The organism is Ruegeria sp. AF1 (genome assembly GCF_056542125.1).
In genome coordinates this window covers 1-1,078 of record NZ_JBQFZG010000048.1, presented here as the reverse complement: position 1 = coordinate 1,078, position 1,078 = coordinate 1, and the positions used below count along the sequence as shown (strand labels likewise).

Genomic DNA, 1,078 nt, shown 5'->3' with positions numbered 1-1,078 from the left:
GACCGCGTTGCACGAATAGCGCTTGGGCCGCATTTGCCCCTTTCCCCGGTTCGTTATGCGACACGTTCATAGGTCGCACGACCTAGACGGGTCATGCGGTTGAGGGCTTTAACAGCGATGCGGGCTTCGGTTGTCTGGGTCTCCATGTTGCGGCTGCGCAGTTCCAGTCCGATGACCTGTTTGTATCGCCCGATCTGGGCCTCGCCGCGCGATCTCTGACCATAACCGGTGGCCTTCTGCCATGCCATTCGGCCAGTTTCGGTTATCATGTCGATATGGGCGTTGCGTGCCTGGCAATCTCCGGGAACGGCGTTCTTCGGCGGCGGAATAATCAGCTCGACATCCGGGCCAAACGCATGCCGGATGGTCGCGGCGGTTGGTACACCATCATAAGCCCCGTCACCGATGAAACGGCGCACCGGACCGGACACCTCGGCAAGAAGGTCGGGCAGAGCGCCGGTGTCCCCGACCTGCTGGGGTGTCAGGCAGGACGCCACAAGCTCGCCGCTCTCCAGATCGAAGCCGATATGCAGTTTGCGCCATATCTTGCGGGTCTTTGGTAGCCCGTGCTTCTCCCGCATCCAGTCGCGGCTGCCAACGACACGCAGCCCTGTGCTGTCCACAACCAGCGCGATCGGACCACTGGCTGTCTGGGTGTCGGGCGCGATCTGAAGCGATGGCGCACGCCGGAAAAGCGTCGAAAAATCCGGCACAGGGAGGTCCGTCTGCATGAGCCGCAGCAGACTGCGGACAAAGCCCTGCGTTTGGCGAAGCGGTAAGCCGAACACGGCGCGCAAGGTCAAGCAGGTCTCAATCGACAGATCAGAATATCGTTGTTGACCACCGCGCTTGCCGGAGCGCACTGCGCACCACCCAGACACCGCGTCTTCGCTGAACCAGACCGTTACGTCACCACGCTGGCGGAGCGCCTCGTTGTATTCGGCCCAGTTCGTCACACGGTACTTTGCCTTCGCAAACTTATCCCGCCGCGACGCATTGAATTTGAAAGGCATCACAGCATCCCGCAGTCAAATCAAAGGACCAGCTACGCATCGGAAACGATTTGTGCAACACGCTC

The 1,078-nt window shown here is 60.7% G+C and carries 1 protein-coding gene; it reads right to left on the bottom strand.

All coding sequences use genetic code 11. From position 1 onward, the window contains the following. Window positions 1-53: 53 nt before the first annotated feature. On the bottom strand, window positions 54-1,013 hold the full coding sequence (locus ACR0BK_RS20360) for an IS5 family transposase (protein ID WP_480556065.1): 960 nt from the start codon (window positions 1,011-1,013) through the stop codon (window positions 54-56). Between the last annotated feature and the right edge of the window lie 65 nt (window positions 1,014-1,078).